This window comes from Paenibacillus sp. S02, from assembly GCF_019454065.1.
Lineage (GTDB): Bacteria > Bacillota > Bacilli > Paenibacillales > Paenibacillaceae > Paenibacillus > Paenibacillus polymyxa_B.
In genome coordinates this window covers 3,364,488-3,381,653 of the sequence record NZ_CP073682.1, presented here as the reverse complement: position 1 = coordinate 3,381,653, position 17,166 = coordinate 3,364,488, and the positions used below count along the sequence as shown (strand labels likewise).

Annotated in this window: 15 protein-coding genes; 13 read left to right on the top strand and 2 right to left on the bottom strand. The window is 45.4% G+C overall.

From position 1 onward, the window contains the following. Nucleotides 1-101 precede the first annotated feature (101 nt). The 10 genes from KAI36_RS14900 to KAI36_RS14855 all read left to right on the top strand — a co-directional run bounded on the left by KAI36_RS14900 (nucleotide 102) and on the right by KAI36_RS14855 (nucleotide 12,494). On the top strand, nucleotides 102-842 hold the full coding sequence (locus tag KAI36_RS14900; RefSeq protein ID WP_220025282.1) for a CAP domain-containing protein: 741 nt from the start codon (nucleotides 102-104) through the stop codon (nucleotides 840-842). Nucleotides 843-1,069: 227 nt separating this feature from the next. Then, nucleotides 1,070-1,750, top strand: coding sequence for a TIGR00266 family protein (locus KAI36_RS14895; RefSeq protein ID WP_220025281.1), 681 nt, complete (start codon nucleotides 1,070-1,072; stop codon nucleotides 1,748-1,750). A 175-nt stretch (nucleotides 1,751-1,925) separates the two neighbouring features. Further along, the gene (locus KAI36_RS14890) at nucleotides 1,926-2,873 is read left to right on the top strand and encodes a GDSL-type esterase/lipase family protein (protein WP_220025280.1); all 948 of its coding nucleotides are present in this window, start codon (nucleotides 1,926-1,928) and stop codon (nucleotides 2,871-2,873) included. Beyond that, nucleotides 2,873-3,949, top strand: coding sequence for an ABC transporter ATP-binding protein (locus tag KAI36_RS14885; RefSeq protein WP_220025279.1), 1,077 nt, complete (start codon nucleotides 2,873-2,875; stop codon nucleotides 3,947-3,949). Before KAI36_RS14890 ends, KAI36_RS14885 begins: the two co-directional genes overlap by 1 nt. Then, nucleotides 3,942-4,931: an ABC transporter permease gene (locus tag KAI36_RS14880; protein ID WP_220025278.1), complete on the top strand. Its 990-nt coding sequence runs from the start codon at nucleotides 3,942-3,944 to the stop codon at nucleotides 4,929-4,931. Before KAI36_RS14885 ends, KAI36_RS14880 begins: the two co-directional genes overlap by 8 nt. Before the next feature lie 98 nt (nucleotides 4,932-5,029). Then, on the top strand, nucleotides 5,030-7,009 hold the full coding sequence (gene parE, locus KAI36_RS14875) for a DNA topoisomerase IV subunit B (RefSeq protein WP_025722029.1): 1,980 nt from the start codon (nucleotides 5,030-5,032) through the stop codon (nucleotides 7,007-7,009). Between the two features lie 22 nt (nucleotides 7,010-7,031). Further along, entirely contained in the window at nucleotides 7,032-9,494 is a 2,463-nt protein-coding gene (gyrA, locus tag KAI36_RS14870) for a DNA gyrase subunit A (protein ID WP_220025277.1), read from the top strand. A 275-nt stretch (nucleotides 9,495-9,769) separates the two neighbouring features. Beyond that, entirely contained in the window at nucleotides 9,770-10,240 is a 471-nt protein-coding gene (locus tag KAI36_RS14865; protein ID WP_220025276.1) for a MarR family winged helix-turn-helix transcriptional regulator, read from the top strand. 282 nt (nucleotides 10,241-10,522) lie between these two features. Next, nucleotides 10,523-11,008, top strand: coding sequence for a MarR family winged helix-turn-helix transcriptional regulator (locus KAI36_RS14860; protein WP_025722031.1), 486 nt, complete (start codon nucleotides 10,523-10,525; stop codon nucleotides 11,006-11,008). After that, nucleotides 10,992-12,494 carry a DHA2 family efflux MFS transporter permease subunit gene (locus KAI36_RS14855; RefSeq protein ID WP_220025275.1) on the top strand — a complete coding sequence of 501 codons (1,503 nt, stop codon included), beginning with the start codon at nucleotides 10,992-10,994 and terminating at the stop codon, nucleotides 12,492-12,494. Before KAI36_RS14860 ends, KAI36_RS14855 begins: the two co-directional genes overlap by 17 nt. A 133-nt stretch (nucleotides 12,495-12,627) precedes the next feature. Here the strand turns inward: KAI36_RS14855 and KAI36_RS14850 are convergent, their stop codons facing one another. Next, nucleotides 12,628-13,374 (bottom strand): RluA family pseudouridine synthase, encoded by a 747-nt coding sequence (locus KAI36_RS14850; RefSeq protein WP_071641255.1) that lies wholly within the window; start codon nucleotides 13,372-13,374, stop codon nucleotides 12,628-12,630. Between the two features lie 9 nt (nucleotides 13,375-13,383). Then, nucleotides 13,384-14,247, bottom strand: coding sequence for a class I SAM-dependent methyltransferase (locus tag KAI36_RS14845; RefSeq protein ID WP_028540694.1), 864 nt, complete (start codon nucleotides 14,245-14,247; stop codon nucleotides 13,384-13,386). 615 nt (nucleotides 14,248-14,862) lie between these two features. Between KAI36_RS14845 and KAI36_RS14840 the strand changes: the two genes are divergently transcribed. The 3 genes from KAI36_RS14840 (at nucleotide 14,863) to KAI36_RS14830 (ending at nucleotide 17,164) form a co-directional block, all read left to right on the top strand. Next, the gene (locus KAI36_RS14840) at nucleotides 14,863-15,321 is read left to right on the top strand and encodes a flavodoxin (RefSeq protein ID WP_034095047.1); all 459 of its coding nucleotides are present in this window, start codon (nucleotides 14,863-14,865) and stop codon (nucleotides 15,319-15,321) included. A 20-nt stretch (nucleotides 15,322-15,341) separates the two neighbouring features. Continuing rightward, nucleotides 15,342-16,154, top strand: a complete 813-nt coding sequence (locus KAI36_RS14835; protein ID WP_025722035.1) for a hypothetical protein — start codon at nucleotides 15,342-15,344, stop codon at nucleotides 16,152-16,154. A gap of 356 nt (nucleotides 16,155-16,510) precedes the next feature. Further along, complete coding sequence (locus KAI36_RS14830; protein ID WP_025722036.1) at nucleotides 16,511-17,164, top strand: HlyD family secretion protein; 654 nt, start codon at nucleotides 16,511-16,513, stop codon at nucleotides 17,162-17,164. Nucleotides 17,165-17,166 lie beyond the last annotated feature (2 nt).

The following is a 17,166-nucleotide window of genomic DNA, read 5'->3' as shown; positions in this document are numbered from 1 at the left end:
TGATCCTGCTATAAAACATGATATACTGCTAGAGTAAAGATTACAAAGTTGTAACCAGACGCGTTCACACCAAGGCATTTATACAACAAGGAGATGACGAAATGAAGAATATGTTGAAAAAAACACTGGTGATGGGAAGTCTAAGCGCCATTTTATCCGTAGGATTCATCGTTCCGGCATCAGCTTCACCAGCTGACGATTTGACTACCCAACTGCAACAATGGTTTCAAAATAACGGATATACCGTCAATATGTCCAACGGGACGACTACGATAACAAAGACCGTAACTAAGGATATTTCTGAAAAGGACAAGGCTAAAAACAAAACAGCAAATCCTTCATCCGGCAAACAAACAACAACCAAACAGGATAGCCAAAAGGCTTCGCAGTCTAGTAACAAGCAACAGACCCAAAAACAAAACACAAACTCAGGCGCGGGTCAGTCTGCAGGATCGGATGCACAACTTAGCAAGTCCCAATTTGCAGCTGAGGTTGTAAAGCTTGTAAATAACGAGCGCAGCCAAAAAGGTCTCAAGCCCCTCGCATCGAATGCGAAGCTTACAGAAGTTGCCTTAGTCAAGGCGAAGGATATGAGTACGAACAATTACTTTTCCCATACATCTCCGACCTATGGTTCACCATTTGATATGATGAAAAAATTCGGTGTAACTTATACGTATGCAGGTGAGAATATTGCAATGGGGCAACAAACACCACAAGAAGTAATGAAAGCCTGGATGAACAGCCAGGGACATCGTGAGAATATTTTGAAGGCAGAATATACACAAATTGGTGTGGCTTACTACAATGGATATTGGGTACAAGAGTTCACACGTAACTAAGATGATAGTAAATACGTTCCCAACGCTATGTCGCTGCTACGAAAAGATAGTGATGTGACGTTAATCTGGAGACCCGCTGACACGTTCAGCGGGTCTTTTGGTGTCTCTTATTCCTCCAGTAGGAAACCCATTGCTTTATACCAGAAAAGACATAAGGGACGTATTTATAGTATGATAGCAGCAAGTTGAATGGATGGCAGACTACTTATGGAAAGCTAGGTGAACAAATGAGCTATGAAATCGTGCACGAAGGTGCTTTTGCTATGCTCAAGGTGCAGTTGAACCCCGGAGAAATGATTAAAGCGGAAATGGGAGCAATGGTTTCCATGACTTCCAGTGTAGATATAAAGGGGACGGTAGACGGTGGACTGTTACGTGGTTTAGGCAGAATGCTGAGCGGAGAAAAATTCTTTTTTCAAGAACTGAGGGCAGCCCGGGGACCGGCTGAAGTGTTGTTAGCCCCTGCCAGTATAGGTGATGTACAAGCGGTGGAACTGGATGGCACGTATAGACTGTTGGTCCAAAAGGACGGTTTTCTGGCTTGTACGGAAGGCATTGAGGTAAGCACCAAAATGCAAAACCTGATGAAAGGTTTATTCTCCGGTGAAGGTTTTTTTATCGTAGAAATCAGTGGTCGAGGTACGGTATTCCTGTCCTCTTATGGAGCCATTCATCCCATTTATATCGCGCCAGGAGAGGAGCGTATTATTGATAATGCTCATCTGGTGGCATGGCCGGATTATATGGATTATAAAATTGAAAAAGCATCTAAAGGCTGGTTGTCCAGCGTAACGAGTGGAGAAGCGCTTGTATGCCGCTTTCGCGGTGAAGGGACGGTACTGATTCAAAGTCGAAATCCAGGCAGTTTTGGACAATGGATCAAAAGTTTCATCCCTGATAGTAAATAGTTTGGTTCGTCTGATTAGAGTTGAGAGGATAAACTATTCGCACAAGAAAGTATAATATAAGGGTGGCCATTTGCCATCCTTTTTTTGCATGTTCATGGGAAATTATGTGTGACTCTAAGCATTTATTGCGCTTTTATTCAGAACAGTTTATTTGCAAAATGATATGAGAAGCTTTATGTTTATTTCACTAAGCTATCAGGAGGGAACACGAGTGAATTCATCAAAATGGATTTGGCGGTCTGTCGGTTCCGTTTCCATTGCCGCCACATTGCTATTATTGTACGGATTTATTACAGCAGTACAAAGTATCACGGCTCCAGAGCCAATGGTTAGCACTCAACCTGTACATTCCGGTTCATCGCAGGCACAAACTGCGCCATCAGCTACTACTCAGACGGGAGAGTTTCGGGTAGCGGCCATTGGAGATTCGCTAGCCAAAGGCACGGGGGATGACTCCGGAAGTGGTTTTGTGCGTCGGTCGGTGAGCTTGTTAAATAATCAGGAAGGCCATAAGGCTCAGCTCATAAATAATCTGGGGATTAATGGACTGACGACTCAAGGACTATTGACCAAGCTGGATGAGCCTGGTGTTTCTTATGTGTTGAAAAAAGCTAACGTCATTATTGTCTCGATTGGCGGAAATGATTTATTTCAAGGGGCCCAGGCTGCCCAAACTGGTAAAGAGCCACCTACACTTAGTGGTTTGCGTAAAGCTGTGCCTGATGCCGCCAAACGTCTGCAAAAAGTGCTGACAAAGGTAGGGAAAATCAATCCGAATGCTAAAATTATCTATGTCGGATTATATAATCCATTCAGTGATCTGCAGGAAATGAAAATTCCCGGTAATCTTGTGGTAACAGAATGGAATCTGGCTGCCATGGCAATTACCAATCAAAACAGCAATATGACTCTGGTTCCAACTTTCGATTTATTCCAGCAAAATTTGCCCGTCTATTTATCATCTGATCATTTTCATCCAAACGGACAGGGCTATCAGGCAATCGCTGAACGTATCGCGCAAGGGTTTGCAGTTGCAACCACGAAGGATGCCGATAATGTGGATAATGAACAACAGTCTACAAGCAGCCAACCCGCTGAAGTGAAAAAGGGAGGGAACAAGTAATGAGCATCCAATCTGCTGACAAGACCGGGGCTGGAATAACCCAAAATCCGACATCAAGGGATGCAGTGTCCAGTTTCCATTCCGCCAATCAGGTTGGCAGCGCAAGCAGAGACAGAAGCAATAACGAAACAGTTCTCTCTGTTCAGCACGTTAAGAAACGTATCAAACGCAAAATGATCATTCATGATGTAACATTCGACGTTCGTGCGGGTGAAATTTTTGGATTTCTCGGTCCTAATGGGGCTGGAAAAACGACGACTATTCGTATGCTGGTCGATTTAATTAAGCCTACGGAAGGGACGATTACCGTCTGTGGTCATAATGTAAATCGTGACCCTGAGCAGGCTTTGCGGCATATTGGTTCTATTGTGGAAAATCCAGAGGTGTACAGCTACCTGACAGGGTGGGAGAATTTAGAGCATTTTGCCCGTATGCAGCCTGGTGTAGACGAGCCGCGTATCCGCGAAGTCGTTGAGCTGGTTCGGCTCGATCGCCGTATCCATGATAAAGTAAGTACGTATTCTCTCGGAATGCGCCAGCGTCTTGGTATAGCTCAAGCCTTGCTCGGTAGACCGAAATTACTCATTTTGGATGAACCGACGAACGGGTTAGACCCCAAGGGGATCAAGGAAATGAGAGCTTTTATCCGTTTGCTAGCGGCAGAAGGTATGGCTGTATTTGTTTCCAGCCATTTGCTCAGCGAAATCCAGCTACTATGTGATCGGGTGGCAATTATAAGTCGGGGAAAGGTGCTAGCTGTTGGTGGTGTGCGGGAACTGGTTGAAACGCACTCGCACATGGCCGTATGGCAACTGGAGCCTCGTGATCAGGGGCTTGCCATATTGCAAAATTCTTCGCATGTGCAAATAATTACGAACGCCGATGAATTAATTGATGACAGCATTGTTGCAGGCAGCGGAGCCGATGCAATTTTTACAGAAATGGATGAAGAGCATATTGCGGAGCTGGTGACACAAATGGCGGCTTCCGGTATTTCCGTTAAAGGTGTAACCAAAATCAATCCTACACTGGAGCAGCTATTCCTGAAAATGACGGAAGGTGAGATACTTGAATAACATTTTACCGCTCGTACAAAATGAAACACTCAAAATTATCAAGAAGAAACGATTTTATGTCATTTTGCTTGTTTTACTTGTGCTTGTGCCGATTTTTACGTACGCTCAGATGAAAGTGGCAGAAAACAATCGCGAAAAATTCGGCAATGATTGGCGGCTCGAACTGCGTCAGGCGATTACCGATAATCAAAACTCGCTGGGAAGTGACAGGGTTCCCGAGGAATGGAAGACCTACCGTCGGGTCTTTGTGCAGCAGATGCAATATTATTTGGAAAATGATGTGAATCCTAATGAGCCGAGTGGTGTCACCTTTACCAGAGAGTTTATGGATAATTCCATAAATCTGTTCGTTCCGCTGTTGATTATGGCCATTGCTTCCGATCTGGTTTCAGGAGAACGGACAACAGGCACGATAAAAATGTTGCTGACCCGCCCCGTCAGGCGGTGGAAAATACTGCTGAGCAAGCTGCTGACATTGTATATGTTCGTCTCGCTCATTATTTTGGCTGTATTTGTGATTAGTTATCTGATATCAGGCTTGTTTTTTGGCTTTCGCGGTTTTAATGTTCCGGTATTTACCGGATTTCAAATTGTTGGATCGACGGTGGATTTGTCTGCTGTACACGCGATTCCACAATGGCATTATCTGATGCTGCAAGCCGGATTGATCTGGTTTGTCAGTCTTGTGGTAGCTTCGTTAGCCTTTATGGTATCTGTCCTGGTACGAAGTACGGCGGCAAGTATCGTGGTCATGATGGCTGCACTTATTTCGGGCACTATTTTGACAAACATGGCTGCATCTTGGCACAGTGCTAAATATTTATTTATGGTTAACCTCGAATTAACCGATTATTTATCTGGAAGCCCCGCCCCGATTGAGGGAATGACCTTACCCTTTTCTTTAGCTGTACTGGGCATTTGGGGGGCTGCGGCATTGATTGTTTCATTCGCCGTCTTTACGAAACGGGATATATTGAATTAAAATGGACAAGGTAAAAGAAAACATCTGTTTGCATTTTTGGTGAAAATCATCAAGAATAAGGCAAAACACGGTTACGATTAGACAAAGGGGGAGCATGAATGGTCGACAAAATCGACTTGTCTGCGGGAGTGTCCGGCACACAAAGCGGAGCTTCGGAATATGGCGCGGACGACATTCAAGTGCTCGAAGGGCTTGTGGCAGTTCGCAAACGGCCGGGCATGTACATCGGGAGCACCAGTTCTTCGGGGCTGCATCATTTGGTATGGGAAATTGTAGACAACGCGGTGGATGAACATCTCGCCAAGTTTTGCTCTCGCATTGATATTACAATGCATAAGGACGGTTCCGTTACAGTATCAGACAACGGGCGCGGTATTCCTACGGGAATGCACAAAACGGGAATTCCTACGCCTCAGGTTGTATTCACCATTTTGCACGCCGGAGGTAAGTTTGGCGGTTCGGGATATAAAAAGTCCGGGGGTCTGCACGGTGTAGGTGCGTCTGTAACGAACGCTCTTTCGGAATGGCTTGAAGTAGAAATTTACCGGGACGGCAAGATTCACCGTCAGCGGTTTGAATATTGGCAGGACAAGAAGGGCGTGGAGCATGTCGGGGAACCGACCACAGGCCTTGAAGTGCTGGGCAATACTAACAAGACGGGCTCGAAAATTACATTTAAACCGGATATTCGTGTTTTTCAGGCAGGCATTCATTTTAACTACGATACGTTGGCTGAGCGCCTTCAGGAAATTGCTTTTCTAAATTCGGGCCTTCGTATTCAACTTAAAGACGAACGCAGTGGAAAGTCAGATGAGTATTTTTATGAGGGTGGCGCAAGTCAGTTTGTTGCTTTTCTGAATGAGGGTAAGGATGTGCTGCATGACGTTATTCACTTTAATGCCGAGAAAGAAGACATTGAAGTAGAGATTGCCATCCAGTACAATGCGGGTTATACAGAGACGATTGCTTCGTTTGTTAACTCCATTCCGACACGTGGCGGAGGTACGCATGAAACGGGATTCAAAACCGCTTACACTCGTGTCATGAACGACTATGCCCGGAAAACGGTGATGTTGAAAGAAAAGGATAAAAACTTGGAGGGCAACGATCTACGTGAGGGCATGATGGCTGTAATCAGTGTCAAGATGGCTGAGGTTGAATTTGTCGGCCAGACAAAGGATCAGCTGGGTAGCGCTTCGGCACGGAGTACAGTGGATGCCATCGTATCTGAGCAGATGCAGCGTTTTTTGGAAGAAAATCCGCAGATAGCACAAACTTTGATCAAGAAGGCAGTTCAAGCATCCAGAGCGCGTGAAGCTGCACGTAAAGCTCGAGATGAAATGCGTTCCGGCAAAAAGCGCAGTGAAAGTTCCAATTTGAATGGTAAATTGTCGCCTGCGCAGTCCAAGGATTTTACACGTAATGAGTTGTTTATTGTGGAAGGCGATTCGGCTGGAGGATCAGCCAAGCAGGGACGGGATTCCAAAATTCAGGCCATATTGCCGCTAAAGGGCAAGCCGATGAATCCGGAAAAATCCAAACTGGCGGATATTATGAAGAATGATGAGTACCGTGCTATTACAGCAGCTATTGGTGCGGGAGTAGGAACAGAGTTTTCGCTGGAAGACAGCAATTATTCCAAAATCATCATTATGACCGATGCAGATACAGATGGTGCGCACATTCAAGTGCTGTTGTTGACGTTCTTTTATCGGTACATGAAAGAGCTTATTGATGCAGGACGCATATTTATTGCTCAACCGCCATTGTATAAAATAACTCGAAAGTCGGGTAAGCTCGAAACGGTGCGTTATGCTTGGACTGACGAGCAGCTTGATAATTATTTAAAAGAATTTGGTCGAAATTTTGAGCTTCAGCGCTATAAAGGACTTGGGGAAATGAACCCTGATCAGTTATGGGAAACAACGATGAATCCCGAATCACGCACCTTGTTACGCGTTCAGATAGAGGATGCAGCCAAGGCTGAACGCAGGGTGTCCACTTTGATGGGTGATAAGGTGGATCCGCGCAAGCGCTGGATCGTGGAAAACGTAGATTTCACGGAATACGTAGAGTAGTGCTATCAAAAGAGGTGTATACATGAGCTTATCGGAGCAGTTTTTGCCAGCTTTTCTGGAGGAAGTGGTCGGTGACCGCTTTGGCCGATATTCCAAATATATTATTCAGGATCGGGCGATACCCGACGTACGGGACGGATTAAAACCCGTACAACGTCGTATTCTTTATGCAATGTACGATTCGGGCAATACGCCGGATAAAGCATATCGTAAATCGGCCAAAACCGTTGGGGACGTTATGGGTAATTACCACCCCCACGGTGACTCGTCGATTTACGACGGCATGGTACGGATGGCGCAGCCTTGGAAAATGAGTCATGTGCTGGTGGATGGTCACGGTAACTGGGGCTCCCAGGATGATGATCCGGCGGCAGCTATGCGTTATACGGAGGCTCGCTTGTCTCCGATCGCAATGGAAATGCTGCGCGATATTGAAAAGCGTACGGTTTTGTTCAAGGACAATTTTGATAACTCGGCCAAAGAGCCCGTTGTGTTGCCGTCTCGTTATCCAAATTTGTTGGTGAACGGTTCCAGTGGGATCTCGGCGGGATTTGCGACAGAGATCCCTACACATAGTTTACGCGAAGTTATTGATGCCAGCATTGCGGTGATGGAAAAGCCGGAGATTGAGCTGGAAGAGATTATGACCTTTATCAAAGGTCCTGATTTCCCGACTGGCGGACTCATTATGGGTGGCGAAGGCATCAAGGACGCTTACCGCACGGGAAAAGGACGCATTTATATTCGTTCCAAAACGGAAATTCAGTCCTTGCGCGGAGGTAAGCAGCAGCTAGTCATTACCGAAATCCCATACCAGATCGTCAAATCAAGGCTCGTAACCGCCATGGAAAATATCCGTCTGGAGAAAAAGGTGGAAGGGATTGCCGAGGTTCGTGACGAAAGCGGACGAAATGGTTTGCGCATTGTTGTGGAGCTGAAGAAGGAAGCCGATGCGGAAGGGATTTTAGCTTATTTGCTGAAAAAAACCGACCTACAGGTGGCATATAACTTCAACATGGTAGCTATTGTGAACAAAGCGCCACATCAGCTTGGGCTAAAGTCCATTTTGGAAGCGTATATCGCCCATCAACGCGAAGTTGTCACTCACCGTATCCAGTATGAACTGGAAAAGGCAGAGGATCGTGCCCATGTGCTGGAAGGTTTGGTCAAGGCGCTGAACATTCTGGATGAGGTCATCGCAGCCATTAAAGCTTCCAAAAATCGCCAGGACGCGCAAAATAATTTGCAATGGATGTTTGGTTTTAGCGAACGGCAGGCAGATTCTATTTTGACTTTGCAGTTGTACCGTCTCACCAATCTGGAAATCACCACGCTTGAAAAAGAACTGGGTGACATCCAGAAAAAAATTGCGCAATATCGTTCTATTCTGGAAAGTGATCGCAAGCTGATCAGCCTGATTCGCAAGGAACTTTTGGAAATTCGTGAAAAGTACGGCATTGACCGTCGTTCAGATATCCAGGGCGAGGTAGAAGAGATTAAGGTGAACCTGGAAGTCATGGTGGGAGCAGAGGATGTGTTGCTGACGCTCTCAAAAGATGGCTATGTGAAACGTACAAGTATGTTGTCATTCACTCGTTCAGGCGGGGAACGTTCAAGTTCCGGTGTTAAGGAAGGGGATTACGTTACCCAATTGCTTGATGTGAATACGCTGGACATATTGCTCGTCTTCACCCAGCGCGGACAATACTTTTTATTACCTGTACATCAGGTGCCAGAGTATAAGTGGAAAGAGCCGGGCACACCAATTGTCAACGTTATTCCGTTATCGAAGGAAGATCGTATCGTAAGTGTTATTCCTCTCAAAAACATCGAGGAAATCGGCAAAAGTCTGGTATTTATAACAAAGAAGGGCCAAGTAAAGCGTACAGAATTAAAAGAATATGCTACAAAACGTTCTAGTGCCGTAGCCGCCTGCAAAGTAGCAGGGGACGATGAGGTGTTATCGGTAACGTTAAGCGAGGGTACCCGGGATATTATGCTGATTACCCGTGCGGGTATGAGTATACGCTTCAAGGAGCAAGAGGTTAATGCAATGGGTCGCGTCTCGGCTGGTGTCAAAGGTATACAGCTAGCAGAAGGCGATGAAATTATCGCGGCGTTATGGGTAGAAGAGGATGAAGGAGAAGTGTTGGTGCTGACCGAGTCCGGTTATGGTAAGCGTACGCTTCTGCTGGATTATCCTACACAGGGAAGAGGCGGCAAAGGTATCACCACCTTTGAGTTCAAGGAAGGCAAAAGAGTACGTTCGAATGGAACTCGAATCGTGGCTGCCTTCTATTGCCGTGAAGCTGTTCAATTATTTGCAATCACAGCAGAAGGACAAACGATGTCCTTCCTTTCGGAAAAGGCTCCATTAACCGACCGAAAAGATACAGGCAAGCTGCTGGCTCCAATGGAGAAGAAGGACGAAATTGTGAATGTGTTGCTGCGTAGTGAGCCGCAAGCTTCTCAGTCCATAGAATAATAGGAAAGTCAAGCGCTTTTTAGCTCGAAAAAGAGAGGTCCTCTCGTGCCATTCCGGCACGAATGAGGACCTTTTTGCCGTCATGCTGTCGAACCCTGACCAGCCTTTAAAACCGAGGTGAGACTTCCTTCCCCTTTTCATTTCGTGCTCCAAAAACGGCAGGAAACCGGGGCTGAATGGCGAAAATTTAATGTGATGAAATACAATCCGGACGGTGGCCCATACGGTAACTTTGATGCTTTTACTGACCCTGTTATTTAAAGGAGTGAGGCAAAATGCAAACGACCGAATTTGCGAAAATCTGGACCAGAATGGCTAAGGATTATAAGGTTCATATGGAGCAGCAGCTGGCTCCATCACTAACGGAAGCTCAACTTACGGTGCTGGAGGTTTTGAACGAATACGGCCGTATGAAACCGTCTCAACTAATCCCATATCTCGCCACCACACCAGCCGCGGTTACGATGCTGCTGGATCGGATGGAGCGGAATCGACTGGTCACCCGTTTCAGAGACGTAAAGGACCGTAGAATTGTATGGATTGTCATTTCGGATCGAGGGAGAGAAGAAGTAGAGCGTGGATTGCGAATCCGGGATGATTTTCTGGGTTCTGCACTAAACCGAATTTCTCAGCACAATCAAAATTTGCTGGTTTATTTGTTGGGGAAAATTACAACGAAGGCGAAAACTTCAGTAATGACAAGTGAGGCTGAGGGAGTAAAGGAACCAATAGAGCGAGCAGAATAACTAGAATGGTGGCTACATGAAAAGTAGCTGTACGCAGCAGATTATCATTTTAAGGTAAGTAGGAGTGCGCGGATGTAAATACCTATCGTGGTATTCATACCGCGCTTTTTTGTGTTGAAGTATAGGTGATATTTGGGTGAATGTTGACATTTACATAAGAGATGATAAAATAATAGTTATAAATAAATAACATTTCGTATGCAAATAGTTTCTAGTTTATGTATATGTATATGTATATGTATATGGATTGTCAATTGGATATTAGAAAGAAGGATGGTTCCAGTGAGTGACAGAGAGGAAGACAGACTTGAGGTGTATCGGATTATACAATCGGTAAGAGAGGTTAACAAAACGATATTTTATGCCTTCTGGAATGAGGAGCAGCATTTGGATCTGACGGCCATTCAGCATATGGCTTTGGCAATTCTGAATAAACGCCCCAACATCGGGTTATCTGAGCTGGCAGACATAGCACATGTGGGAAGCAGCTCTATGAGTGGGGTGGTTGACCGCTTGACCAAGGCGGGATATATTGCTCGCGGACGGCATGAGCATGACCGTAGATCCTTAGTGCTGACGCTTACGCCGGAAGGAAAAGATATCATGCAAAAAGTAGACGCCATGTGGATGGAGCGCGTCTTGCCCATTCTGGACATCCCGAAGGAGCAGCTAGAGATGGTCCTGGATATCCATAAACAAATGATCATGAAATTAACACCGAAGGGAATGAATCAACTTGAGCAGTCCTCAAATGACACTACCAGGTAATGTACGCAGAGCACCCATTGTGGCCGCTCTGTTGATTGGCGCGATTGTAGCGATATTAAATCAGACGTTGATCAGTGTGGCTTTACCGAAAATGATGAGTGATCTGAATATAGATGCCAATATAGCTCAGTGGCTCAGCACGGGCTTTATGCTCGTGAATGGGGTATTGATCCCGGTGACCGCGTTCTTGATTGCCCGTTTTTCCACTCGTAAATTGTTTATTAGCGCGATGACTATTTTTTCAATAGGCACGCTGTTATGTGCTATAGCGCCAAGCTTCAGCACATTGCTGATCGGTCGGCTTATTCAGGCCGCGGGAGCAGGTATCATGATGCCCTTAATGATGGTCGTTATCTTGAACATCTACCCAATAGAGCGTCGTGGCCGGGCGATGGGAACCTTGGGGATTGCGATGGGTTTTGCTCCAGCCATTGGGCCAACCTTATCCGGTTATATAGTACAGCATTATGACTGGCGGGTTTTGTTCTGGATCATCCTGCCGATTTCAGTGATTTCGATTGTGATCGGATTTATTTTTCTGAAAAATGTAACGGAGCAGTCCAAGCCAAAGCTGGACATTCCCGGCATCATTTTGTCTACGCTCGGTTTCGGTGGACTATTATACGGCTTTAGTGATGCAGGAACATCGGGTTGGGGAAGTATTCCGGTCCTGTCTACGCTTATCGTTGGGACAATTGCGCTTATTTTGTTTATTGTCCGCCAACTGAAGGTAGATGAGCCTATGCTGGAATTCCGTATCTTTAAATACGATGTGTACAGCTTGACGACAATCATTAACGTGATTGTGACGATGGCTTTGTACGCCGGTATGATATTGCTTCCGATTTATTTGCAAAATATTCGGGGTTTCACACCGCTCCAGTCCGGTATGCTAATGTTACCGGGAGCGATTCTGATGGGGCTCATGTCTCCTGTAACGGGGGCTATTTTTGACCGAATCGGAGCACGCTGGTTGTCTGTAATTGGCTTGCTGATCATGGCTATAACGACTTGGGAATTTACAAGGTTAACCGAAACAACCACCTATATGACACTGTTAATTAATTATACGGTGCGGATGTTCGGGATGTCGTTGCTGATGATGCCGATCCAAACGGCCGGGTTGAATCAGCTTCCGCAACGATTGAATGCACATGGTACGGCGATGAGTAACACGCTGCGTATGATTTCCGGCTCGATTGGGACGGCAATTCTGGTGACGGTGATGTCAACACAAAGCAGCAACCGTTTGACATCGATTGTTACATCTGAGGGACTAAGCGTGACGGATAAAGCGGGGATGCTGGCTGCAGGCAATCAAGCTACAATTTATGGGATTAATTCGGCTTTTATCATTGCAACAGTGTTGAGTGTGGCCGCTCTGATTTTAGCATTTTTTATCAAAAATACGAATGCACAAAACGCCCATCCCCGTCAACAGCTGGTAAACAGCAAGAAGGGGCAGTCCGTGGCTTCCTCGTCGTAAAAGGATGAGATGACGCATTAATTTAATTTCTGCACAAAGAACCTGCAATGCATGTTTGTTCACATGCGTTGCAGGTTCTTTGTGCAGATGGGGTTGAAGATGTCGATATCCAGATAGAGCAGGGCTTTCCGGTTCAAATTTCAGACGTAATCATGTTCTCATAAAGCGACCTGGGCCATTCATTCCATGGAAATTGCACAGGAGGTAACGAGTGAAAGCTCATATCTTCTTTGCTAACCGGATGCGGCGCTCCAGCCAGTAAAGACCAGAGCGCCAGCTGTTGACCGGGCCGGCTCAGATTACCGCCATATTTTTGGTCACCGTAGAGGGGACAGCCGATCGCCTGCATTTGCACACGAATTTGGTGTGAGCGTCCGGTGTGCAACTTAATCTGCACGAGACTGAGTCCATCTGCTTGTCCGATCACGCGGTACTCCAAAATGGCTTCCTTCGCACCAGCCGTGCCAGGCCGAACCGCTTGAACCGTGTTGGTACGGCTATCCTTTAGCAGATAATGGGTTAGACGGCCCTGTGGGGCCGTAGGAACGCCATTCAGAACTGCTGTATACAGTTTGTGAAAATGACGACTTCGAACCGACTCTGACAGGCGAGAAGCAGCTTTGGACGTCTTAGCAAAAATCATGGCTCCACCTACAGGCCGATCCAGTCTGTGAACTAAACCCAAAAAAACGTTACCAGGCTTATTGTGTCTAATTTTTAAATCTTCCTTGAGTAAAGACAACAGATCAGGATCACCACTGGCATCCTCTTGCGTTGGAACATTGACAGGCTTTACAACCGCCAAAACATGATTGTCCTCATACAGGACAGGAATGTTCGGCTGTGCATGCTCATGCCGGGTAAGTTCATTTTGAGTCATAAGAGGAATTTAAGCCTCCCAGCGTCCGAGAATACCACAAGGCAAATTCAATCCCGAGCGTGTGATCGGCAATCCGATTTCACCAGCGCTAATTTGGCCACCGTACTTTTGTTGCATGGTCATGCTCAGCATGTTGCGCAATACAGTAGGCGAAATACCTGTAGTATAAGAGTTAATCAGCATGAACAGCGGTTGATCTGAAATAATGCTCATGCAGGATTCGAGAAACGGGTATAGGCTTTCTTCAAGCTTCCAAGTTTCTCCGTTCGGTCCGCGTCCGTATGAAGGAGGGTCCATAATAATGGCATCATAACGGTTGCCCCGACGCTGTTCTCGTTGCACGAACTTGAATACGTCGTCCGTAATGAAGCGTACCGGACGGTCAGCCAGACCGGACAATTGAACGTTTTCCTTTGCCCACTGTACCATGCCTTTGGCGGCATCCACGTGAACTACACTAGCTCCAGCATACGCAGCAGCAGTCGTGGCTCCTCCCGTGTATGCAAACAGGTTCAGTACGGAAATTGGTCTGCCTGCGCCTTTGATTTTATCCATCATCCAGCTCCAGTTCGCTGCTTGCTCTGGAAAAAGACCGGTATGCTTGAAGCTGGTCGGTTTAATGTGGAATTTAAGCGGTCCATAGCTAATTGTCCAGCGCTCGGGGATAGGTTTTTTCATATCCCAGTTGCCACCACCGGAGGAACTACGGTGGTAATGTCCATGAACATTACGCCATTCGGCTGTTTCCTGGGCCAAAGGCCATATGATTTGCGGATCGGGACGACGCAGGACAATATCACCCCAACGTTCCAGTTTTTCACCACCGCCTGTATCCATTACTTCATAGTCTTTCCATTCTTGTGCTACATACATGTACAATCCATCCTTCAGCAGTCAATTCAGGATTCAGGCAGCAAGCTGCACAGAAATCCCCATATGGAGTCTATTGTACAACAAACCTCAGCAACAATCGAATGATTACATAAATAAGTAAGTAGCCAAATGGCCCAAAATATTTTTTCTAGGATGTACTTGTAATTATAGCGCTTCCATCTTAAAATGAAATCAATCCCACTTGTACGTACAACCATCCGTTTTTTATCATAATAATGAAAAACGGATTGAATTATACGTACATAATATTTTTTTATCAACACAGCTGAAATTCTACTTAATTAAACACAAACTTCCTAAACTGCCTGTAGCCAGCGTTTTGTGGTAGACGGAGCCTTCGTTCGAAGCTTCTGCCGAAGCGTGGATTCATGTTGGCGGGGCGCATTATATGGTAATGACCTATGTTGTAATTAATAATTTGTTTATCCATAGAGTTTATCTGCCAACAGCCGCATGTAATGCGGCTGTTTTGCGTATATTTCCCCAAGATTAAACCTAGTTTTTGAAATTAACATTTGACAATGAGAATCATTATCAAATATTATTTGAGTAACAGGGAGTGAAAGCATCCCATATTTCAAATAAAGGTGAGGGATGAACTTGGGTAAAATCATGATTGCTTATGCCAGTTTGACCGGTAATACAGAGGAAATCGCGGAATTGATCGCCGAGGGCGTCCGTCAGGCAGGGCATGAGGCGGAGTTGAAGGCTTCGTATGATTGCAGCGCGCAAGAACTGCTCGCATATGACGGGTTCCTACTGGGTGTATATACATGGGGAGATGGTGAGCTTCCTGATGAATTTTTGGATTTTTACGAGGAACTAGACGAGCTTGATTTGTCTGGTAAAAAGACCGCAGTATTTGGCAGTGGAGATACATCTTATACGCAATTCTGTGGCGCAGTGGACTTGGTAGAGGAAAAAGTCAAAGAACGCGGCGCATCGGTCATTCAGGAGAGTCTGAAGATTGAATTTAATCCATTGGATGATGATAAGGAGAATTGCCGAGCTTACGGAAGACAATTTGCACAGGCTGGTATTGGGGTGTCCTGAGAAGAAAGTGAGGGATAGGTATGCGCAATAGCGATGGCTTAAGCGCCTTTCCTCTTCTGCACGACTATCAGCTTGAGGAGATGTGGAGAACTCCACAGCCAATTCGTCAATCACAGAGGAAAAGAGGGCGTGAGGGTTGGAATTGGCGGCAACGGGTTCAATATGCAATAGGGCATGCGCTGAACGAATACTTTGGAATGGAAGTAGAGGTGCGGCGGGAAGTCCCTGTCCAGTATGTGCTGGAGAAATGGTGGCCCAAGCAGTCAGACAGCTTTGAATCTTTGTTCCATTATTGGGATGTCAAAAATAAAGTGTCAGGTGAGTTGTCAAAAATTTGTGGCTTAAATAATGACTTGCTGGTACCTGTAATGCTGTATGAACAATTTTGTACGTCTGTGCCTGAGTTAGAGGTCAATATTTCGCTTATTGTTCAGGCTGCTTGGCAACTATCAGCAGAAGCAGATTCCCTGCTCATTCAAAAGTACATCGTTGACTATAACCCTAACGTTATTAGTACATTCCAACATATGACAAATGTTTTTTGTTATTATGCATTTGGAGCACTTCCTCAGCTTATTGAGGTATACTGTCTGCTGGAAGGCAAGAAGGTCCGTTTCATTCCAGGGCCTGCTTCTTTACAGCAATCTCTGGATTACGTGCGGCTATTACGGGATTCCAAAGAGGATGTACATGGGACGACAGAACGCTGCCGTTGCGGGGGTTGCATGGAAAAGCAAGCTTCTCAAGGGAATGGAATGAATAAGAACACGAAGGAAGGGCAGGAGGCGAAAAACTGCAAACAACGGTCAGCTGTACCTACGCCTTTCTCTTAACGATACTGTGTAACCCTTTAATTGTAAACTATCCCTTTTCGTGAAAGAGCCTTGGAAACAAGGTTCTTTTTTATGAAAAAAAATTATGAAAAAACTGAAAATTTATGTTGCCTGAATAGATAAATATATCTATAATATTTCAATGTACAATAGTTATATGAAAATATTTAAATATAAAAGATGGTTTGTGGACCATGGATCAGATTGTCCTATGTACATAAAGTTAGTCCTGTCTTTTGCATGGAATGTTGCCATGTGTTTATTTACGTTCTCTATTTGGTTTAATGGCCTAATATTTCAATTTTAAAATATTAGCGTTGAATAATAAAATTTTTTGGACAACAGGGGTGGAAGAAGTGAGTAAGAAAACTGTATTGCCAATCCTCATTGTACTGCTCATTCTGAGCGGTGGAGCTATTGGCTACTATTATTGGTATCAAGCAACACACTTTGTTAAAAGTGACGATGCGCGCATTCAAGCCGATCAATATAAGGTAATGCCGCAAATCTCCGGAGAAATTAGCCACATTGATGTGGAAGAAGGAGATGTTGTTCAGCGTAATGAACCGATTGCCGAGCAGGATGTATCGGGGCTGGATGCGAGTATGATCAGCAAGTCCGTACTGCGCGCGCCGATCAACGGAACCGTCATTAAGATTTATTCGAAAGAGCATGAAATCGGATCGCCGGGTAGTGCTGTTGCAACTATGGTGGATATGAACAGCTTGTACGTATCCACGAATATTGAAGAAACCGATATTAACCGTATTAAACCAGGACAGCTTGTTGATATTACGCTTGATGCAGCAGGTGACCAGATAATTCAGGGTAAAGTTCGTAAAGTGGGCGAAGCCTCCAACGCCGTGTTCTCACTCGTTCCTGCAGTGAACACAAGTGGTAACTTTAACAAGGTGACTCAGCGTGTGCCTGTAGAGATTGCCGTGAACAAGCCAAAGGATCTGAAGCTTATTCCTGGAACGAACGTGGAAGTAAAAATTCATACACCTTAAAA